Here is a 6,522-nt window from a genome sequence, read left to right as displayed (position 1 = left end):
ATGTCGGTGGCGAACTTGACGACCTTGTAGGCCTTGCCGGACGCATCGAGGATCGGGTTGTAGGAGGCCTCGATCCAGATCTCGCGGCCGCCCTTGGCCACGCGCTTGTACTGGGCGGCCTGGTACTCGCCCCGGCGCAGGCGGGCCCAGAACTCGGCATAGGCGGCGGAATCACGCTCGGCGGGCTCCACGAACATCCGGTGATGCCGGCCGACGATCTCCGGCAGGGTGTAGCCGATTGCGGCGAGGAAGTTCTCGTTGGCCTCGAGCACGGTGCCGTCGAGGGCGAAGGCGATCACGGCCTGGGCCTTGTGCAGGGCGGCGAGCTGGCCCTGGACGTCGGCGTCGCGCATCTTCTGCGCGGTGATGTCGGTGGCGAACTTGACGACCTTGTAGGCCTTGCCGGACGCATCGAGGATCGGGTTGTAGGAGGCCTCGATCCAGACCTCGCGGCCGCCCTTGGCCACGCGCTTGTACTGGGCGGCCTCGTACTCGCCCCGGCGCAGCTTGGCCCAGAAGGCCGCGTAGGCGGCGCTGTCCCGCTCGGCGGGCTCGACGAACAGGCTGTGATGTTGGCCGACGATCTCCGGCAGGGTGTAGCCGATCACGGCGAGGAAGTTCTCGTTGGCGGTGATCACCGTGCCGTCGAGCGTGAACTCGATGATGCCCTGCGACTTGTCGAGGGCCGCGAGCTTCGCGGCGGTCTCGGCCGACAGCCTGTTCCTCATACCCAACATCATGCGCCCCGGTGTCGGAACCCGTCAGGGGTTCTACGCACGGCCACGGGACATCTCTTCGTATGTTCGTCCGTGCCGCGCAGTGAAACTGCCATAAGAATCTTAAGGATCGGAAAATTCGCACGGTCCGCGAAGCGATCCGGCAACCCTCTGGACTATGTTGAACGATGATTTCTTCAGAGAAAGCTCGTGGAAGAACGATCGATATTCGATTGGGCCGATCGCCTACGAATGATGCGTCTTCGACCACTTCGACATCACTGGGGCGCCCCGCGACGCTGCCGGCCGCGTCCCATGGGCGACAGGGGGACGGGTTTGTCCCCTCCTGGGCGCGATAATGCGGCCCGGCCGCGGCGAGGCGTGTTGGAACTCGCGGGCGGTTGGTGTATGAGCCTGCCCCAAGTGCAGTTTCTGCGCCGATTCGAGGCCGTCTGACGGACGTCCCGCCCGGGGGAAATCCCGGGTCCGGGACGTTTTGCAGTTCGCGTCGCGGGGCTCCGGGAGGGTCTCAGAATCGGCGCCGCCCAACAAACATCGTTTCAGAGGATTGAAACCGTTGCAGGTACTCGTTCGCGACAACAACGTCGACCAAGCCCTCCGCGTCCTGAAGAAGAAGATGCAGCGCGAGGGCATCTTCCGCGAGATGAAGCAGCGCAAGGCCTACGAGAAGCCTTCCGTCCGCAAGGCTCGTGAGAAGGCCGAGGCCGTGCGCCGCGCCCGCAAGCAGGCCCGCAAGACCGCGATCCGCGAGGGCCTGATCGCCGCGCCGAAGCCCAAGCCCCGTTTCGGCGCCGGTGCGCCGCGTCGTCCGAGCGGTTCGCCGTTCGCCCCGACGGCTCCGACCGTGCTGCCGCCCGCCGGCAACGCCTGAGTCCAGGCTTTCCGAGCCTCGGCTCCCTGAGCCCGAAGTTCATCGCGACGATCGCCCTGCGCATGGCGCCGGCCGTCGACGGCAAAGTTCGGAGAAGCCCGGTCGCTCGGCGGCCGGGCTTCTTCGCGTCGCCCCTGCGTTCGGGCGGCGTAAAGGTTCGGGCGGTCAGGCGGCCCGAGCCGCCACCGTCGCGTGCTCGGCCTGGACCAGCACGTCGAGGGCCCGCCACGGCTTCTGCATGTAGACCGCCTGGGCCGGCATGGCCTCGACCGCGCGGGCATCGCCCCCGGAGGTGAGGACCACCCGGATGTCCGGCCAGCGCCGCTCGACGGCGCTCGCCAGGGCGATCCCGTCCATGCCGGCGCCCAGGCGCACGTCGGCGAAGAGCAGGGCGACGTTGCCGCCGGTGCGCTCCAGCACCGAGATCGCGGCCTCGGCCGTGTCGCAGGCGATGACGTCGAGGTCGCTCTCCTCCAGGACGGCCGTCGCGAGATTGCGGACATCGACGTCGTCCTCGACCACGAGGGCGATCGGGCAGGGGGCGTGGGTGCGATCCATGAAGTCTCCTTGTCGGGCGTCTGGGTCGGGCGTCTGGCGTAGCGAACGCGCGGGATGGACGGGTGGGACGCGATACGCGGGGGCCCAGGGCGACCGCACGCGGCCCCGCCTGATCCGATCGGATTACTGATTCTCGCCCGGTGATGCTGCGCCGCCACGGTGCGGGGGGCAAGAGTCCGAATCGATGTTCCGGCTATGCGGTTCCCGCATCGATCGTCGGTTCCGCCGCCGCATTCCCGCCGGGCTCGCATGATGAGTGGCCCGCACGGCGCCGATCGCCCGGGAAGACCTCGGTGCGCACGGTGCGCCTCTTGCATAGCTGGCTCTGCAGGAGGGCGGGCCCGCGGCCCGCGTTAACCAAGCGTTCACCCCGATCGCCTGAACTTCACCGGTGAACGGGTCGCAGGGATTGCAGGAGACGGACGTCGCCCCAGGGCGGCGACCGGGTTGGTCGCGTCGTCGAGATCAGGGGGTGATTGTCCGTCATGTGCCGCTTCCTCGCCTATTCCGGTGAGCCGGTCTTCCTGACCGACCTCGTCTGCGCGCCGACGCACTCGCTGGTCCACCAGTCGCTCCACGCGGCCGAGGCGAAGACGGAGACCAACGGCGACGGCTTCGGCATCGGCTGGTACGGCGAGCGGGTCGACCCGGGCCTGTACCGCGACGTCTGCCCGGCCTGGTCGGACGAGAACCTCGTCAATCTCTGCCAGCAGGTGCGGGCGCGGATGTTCTTCGCCCATGTGCGGGCCTCCACGGGCACCGCCACAACCCGGGCGAACTGCCACCCCTTCGCCCATGGCCGTCACCTGTTCATGCATAACGGCCAGATCGGCGGCTACCACCGCATCAAGCGGCGCCTCGAGGCGCTGATCCCCGACGCGCTCTACGACGACCGGCGCGGCACCACCGATTCCGAGGCGATCTTCCTCCTGGCGCTCGCCAACGGCCTCGCCGAGGACCCGATCGGCGCCATGGCCCGGACCCTCGCCACGGTGCGCGACCTGATGCGGGCGGCCGAGGCCACCGAGCCCCTGCGCTTCACCGCCGTCGTCAGCGACGGCGAGACCCTGACGGCCTATCGCTGGGCCTGCGACGGCTCGCCTCCGAGCCTGTACTACCGCCAGACCGAGACCGGCCTCGTCGTCGTCTCCGAGCCGATCGACGGCTGCCGCGACGGCTGGAAGGTCGTCCCCAAGGGCGGCACCCTCCAGGCCCGCCGCGGCGGCGCGGTGATCGTCACCGGCCCCGAGGCGGTCGCCGAGCGCATCGCCGCCTGAGTCGAGCCTCGGGAGGGCGAGGCGGTCCGGCTGGGAGAGCGGCGGCTCCGGATGGGCCTGACAATCGGCAGGCGGGGGCATCGCAGATACGGTCCCCATCGAATGACCCATACGCAGCACCCCGTCATCCCGGGGCCGCGCAGCGGAGCCCCGGAATCCAGATCCGCAGGTGGTGCAGGACTTTCCATCGTCGGCGGCTCTGGATTCCGGGCTCGCCTACGGCGCCCCGGAATGACGGGGTTAGTGTCGGCTGCGACCGGGCCGGAAATCCACACGCAGCACCCCGTCATCCTGGGGCCGCGCAGCGGAACCCAGGATCCAGACACGCAGCTGGTGCCGAACTTGACGCCGTCGGTGGCTTTGGATGGCACGCCGCTGGCGCGCTCCTCCCGGGTCCGGGCTCGCCTGCGGCGCCCCGGAATGACGCTGTGGCGCCATCGGCGATCGCTCGGCCGCGCCGGCGACACGCCGCGGTCGACCCAGCCATCCCCCCAGCAGGGTTGCGGCCCGCGCGGGAAGGACGGACAACCCGGCTCGATCGCCATGCGGGAGCCGCCGATGACCTATCCGAACGTGACGCTGCACATCGCCGGGACCTGGACAGACGGGTCCGGCTCGGAGACCCTGCCGGTGCTCAACCCGGCCACCGGCGAGACCCTGGGCACCCTGGCGGTGGCGACCCGGGCCGATCTCGACCGGGCGCTGGCGGCGGCCGAGCGGGGCTTCGCCGCCTGGCGCACGGTCTCGGCCTACGAGCGCTCCAAGATCCTGCGCCGGGCCGCCGAGTTGCTGCGCGCGCGGGTCGAGGACATCGCCCGCCTCATGACCCTGGAGCAGGGCAAGCCGCTGGCCGAGGCGCGGGTGGAGATCCTGGCCGGGGCCGACGTCACCGACTGGTTCGCGGAAGAAGGCCGCCGCGCCTATGGCCGGATCATCCCGGCCCGCGCCGACGGCGTCGTCCAGATGGTGCTGCGCGAGCCGGTCGGGCCCGTGGCGGCGTTCACGCCCTGGAACTTCCCGATCAACCAAGCGGTGCGCAAGGTCGCGGCGGCCCTCTGCGCCGGCTGCTCGGTGATCCTGAAGGGCCCCGAGGATACCCCGGCGAGCTGCGCGGCGATGATCCGCGCCTTCCTCGATGCCGGCGTGCCCGGCGACGTGCTCTCGCTGGTCTTCGGTGACCCGGCCGCGATCTCGGGCTACCTGATCCCGCACCCCGTCATCGCCAAGATGTCGTTCACGGGCTCGACCCCGGTGGGCAAGGAGCTCGCGGCCCTGGCCGGCCGGCACATGAAGCGGGCGACGATGGAGCTCGGCGGCCATGCCCCCGCCATCGTGTTCGAGGATGCCGACGTGGACACCGCCGTGGCGGTGCTCGGGGCCAACAAGTTCCGCAACGCCGGCCAGGTCTGCGTCGCCCCGACCCGGATGCTGGTGCACGAGGCCGTCTACGAGCGGTTTCGCGACGGCTTCGTCGCCTTCGCGGAAGGGCGCCGGGTCGGCGACGGGCTCGACCCCGAGACCACCATGGGTCCGCTCATCCACGCCCGCCGATTGGAGGCGATGGAGACGCTCTGCGCCGACGCCGTGGCGCAGGGGGCCGAGCTGCGCACCGGCGGCAAGCGCATCGGCAACCGCGGCAACTTCTTCGAGCCGACCGTGCTCTGCGACGTGCCCGTCACCGCCCGCATCATGAACGAGGAGCCCTTCGGCCCGGTGGCGCTGATCCAGCGCTTCTCCGACGACGCGGCGGCCTATGCCGAGGCCAACCGGCTCCCCTACGGCCTGGCCGCCTACGCCTATACCCGCTCGGCCGCCCGGGCCGTCGCGGTCGCCGCCCGGGTCCAGAGCGGCATGGTCGGCATCAACCACCACGGCCTGGCCTTCCCCGAGACGCCCTTCGGCGGCGTCAAGGATTCTGGCTACGGCAGCGAGGGCGGCACCGAGGCCCTGGAGGCCTACCTGACCACGAAGTTCGTCAGCCAGGCGAGCGTCGGGGGGTAGGGCCCGGAAGAGCCGCCGGGATCGCGGGTCGACCCTCCCCCCTCCCGCAGAGGGGAGAGGGATCGCGCGGCGACCACCCCTTCAATAATGCGGCGGCGGCGGTTCGGGCGCGCCGGAGGCCGGGCGGTGGGAAGCCTGCTCGACCTCCTCGACGAGCTTGGCCATCTGCCGGGTCAGGGCGTCGATCTGGCGCCACTGGGCGGTGATCGTGGCGTTGAGGTCGTCGATCACCACGTCCTGCTCGGTGAGGCGCATCTCCAGGGCGTCGATGCGGGCGGAGAGATCGGTCATCGCGGCGTCTCGGACATCAGGGCTTCCGGCGGGTGGTTGGGCCGCTCCACCAGGGCGGGGCCCAGCGCGATGCGGCCGTCGAAGACGAAGCAGTCGCCGCGCCAGCGGTTCTCGGCCTCCGGCACGGTCTCGAGATAGCGCAGGATGCCGCCCTCGAGGTGGCGCACGTCGGCGAATCCCCTGGCGCGCATGTAGGCGCCGGCCTTCTCGCAGCGGATGCCGCCTGTGCAGAACATCGCCACGGTGGCGTGCGCCGCCGGATCGAGGCCGTCGACGTAGTCGCGAAACGCGCTGAACCGGGTGATCCCCGGGTCGACCGCCCCGGGGAAGCTGCCGAGCGCCACCTCGAAGGCGTTGCGGGTGTCGATCAGCAGGAGGCCCGGCGTGTCGAGGAGCGCGTTCCAGGCCTCCGGCGCCACGGGCATGCCCGCCCGGGTCGCGTCGGTGGCGCCGTCGTCGAAGGTGACGATCTCGCGCTTCAGCCGGACCTTGAGCTGGCGGAAGGGCGGCGCCTCCGCCCGCGAGAGCTTGCAGTCGAGGCCGGCCAGACGCCCGCCGAAGAGCGGGCCGCTGCGCAGGGCGGCCAGGAAGGCCTCGATCGCCGCGGCCGTTCCCGCCACCGTGCCGTTCAGGCCCTCGGGCGCCAGCAGCAGCGTGCCGGTCAGCCCGAGCTCCGCGCACAGGGCCTCGAGCGGCGCCTGCAGGGCGGCGGCGTCCGGCAGGGCGACGAACTGGTACAGGGCGGCGACGGTCAGGGGCATCGGGGGCGATCGGCGGGGCACGGGGT

General features: G+C 70.9%; 7 protein-coding genes. 3 read left to right on the top strand and 4 right to left on the bottom strand.

Going from position 1 to position 6,522, the window contains the following annotated elements; all coding sequences use genetic code 11:
* Positions 1 to 737, bottom strand: a 737-nt coding sequence (locus AC3WLN_RS22995) for a PAS domain-containing protein (protein WP_492485164.1), incomplete at its 3' end; no start/stop codon positions are given.
* Positions 738 to 1,293: 556 nt separating this feature from the next.
* Here AC3WLN_RS22995 and rpsU point away from each other — a divergent pair.
* On the top strand, positions 1,294 to 1,608 hold the full coding sequence (gene rpsU, locus AC3WLN_RS22990) for a 30S ribosomal protein S21 (RefSeq protein ID WP_463774081.1): 315 nt from the start codon (positions 1,294 to 1,296) through the stop codon (positions 1,606 to 1,608).
* A 165-nt stretch (positions 1,609 to 1,773) separates the two neighbouring features.
* Here the strand turns inward: rpsU and AC3WLN_RS22985 are convergent, their stop codons facing one another.
* Positions 1,774 to 2,166, bottom strand: coding sequence for a response regulator (locus AC3WLN_RS22985; RefSeq protein WP_463774083.1), 393 nt, complete (start codon positions 2,164 to 2,166; stop codon positions 1,774 to 1,776).
* 485 nt (positions 2,167 to 2,651) lie between these two features.
* Here AC3WLN_RS22985 and AC3WLN_RS22980 point away from each other — a divergent pair, with 485 nt between their 5' ends.
* Together AC3WLN_RS22980 and AC3WLN_RS22975 are read left to right on the top strand one after the other, a co-directional pair.
* Positions 2,652 to 3,443 carry a class II glutamine amidotransferase gene (locus AC3WLN_RS22980; RefSeq protein ID WP_492485161.1) on the top strand — a complete coding sequence of 264 codons (792 nt, stop codon included), beginning with the start codon at positions 2,652 to 2,654 and terminating at the stop codon, positions 3,441 to 3,443.
* Between the two features lie 558 nt (positions 3,444 to 4,001).
* Entirely contained in the window at positions 4,002 to 5,444 is a 1,443-nt protein-coding gene (locus AC3WLN_RS22975) for an NAD-dependent succinate-semialdehyde dehydrogenase (protein ID WP_492485159.1), read from the top strand.
* An 81-nt stretch (positions 5,445 to 5,525) separates the two neighbouring features.
* Here the strand turns inward: AC3WLN_RS22975 and AC3WLN_RS22970 are convergent, their stop codons facing one another.
* Both AC3WLN_RS22970 and trhO read right to left on the bottom strand, forming a co-directional pair.
* Entirely contained in the window at positions 5,526 to 5,735 is a 210-nt protein-coding gene (locus AC3WLN_RS22970) for a SlyX family protein (protein WP_056277927.1), read from the bottom strand.
* Positions 5,732 to 6,522, bottom strand: a 791-nt coding sequence (gene trhO, locus AC3WLN_RS22965) for an oxygen-dependent tRNA uridine(34) hydroxylase TrhO (RefSeq protein ID WP_492485157.1), incomplete at its 5' end; no start/stop codon positions are given. The genes trhO and AC3WLN_RS22970, both read right to left, overlap by 4 nt.

The sequence above is a fragment of the Methylobacterium sp. FW306-05-D genome, assembly GCF_058782155.1.
The sequence above is the reverse complement of the archived record's forward strand: the minus strand, read 5'-3'. Positions and strand labels throughout refer to the sequence as shown.

Coding starts and splice junctions, on each gene's coding strand:
- AC3WLN_RS22985 (WP_463774083.1), bottom strand. CDS start 2,166: ATGGATCGCACCCACGCCCCCTGCCCGATCGCCCTCGTGGTCGAGGAC.
- AC3WLN_RS22980 (WP_492485161.1), top strand. CDS start 2,652: ATGTGCCGCTTCCTCGCCTATTCCGGTGAGCCGGTCTTCCTGACCGAC.
- AC3WLN_RS22975 (WP_492485159.1), top strand. CDS start 4,002: ATGACCTATCCGAACGTGACGCTGCACATCGCCGGGACCTGGACAGAC.
- AC3WLN_RS22970 (WP_056277927.1), bottom strand. CDS start 5,735: ATGACCGATCTCTCCGCCCGCATCGACGCCCTGGAGATGCGCCTCACC.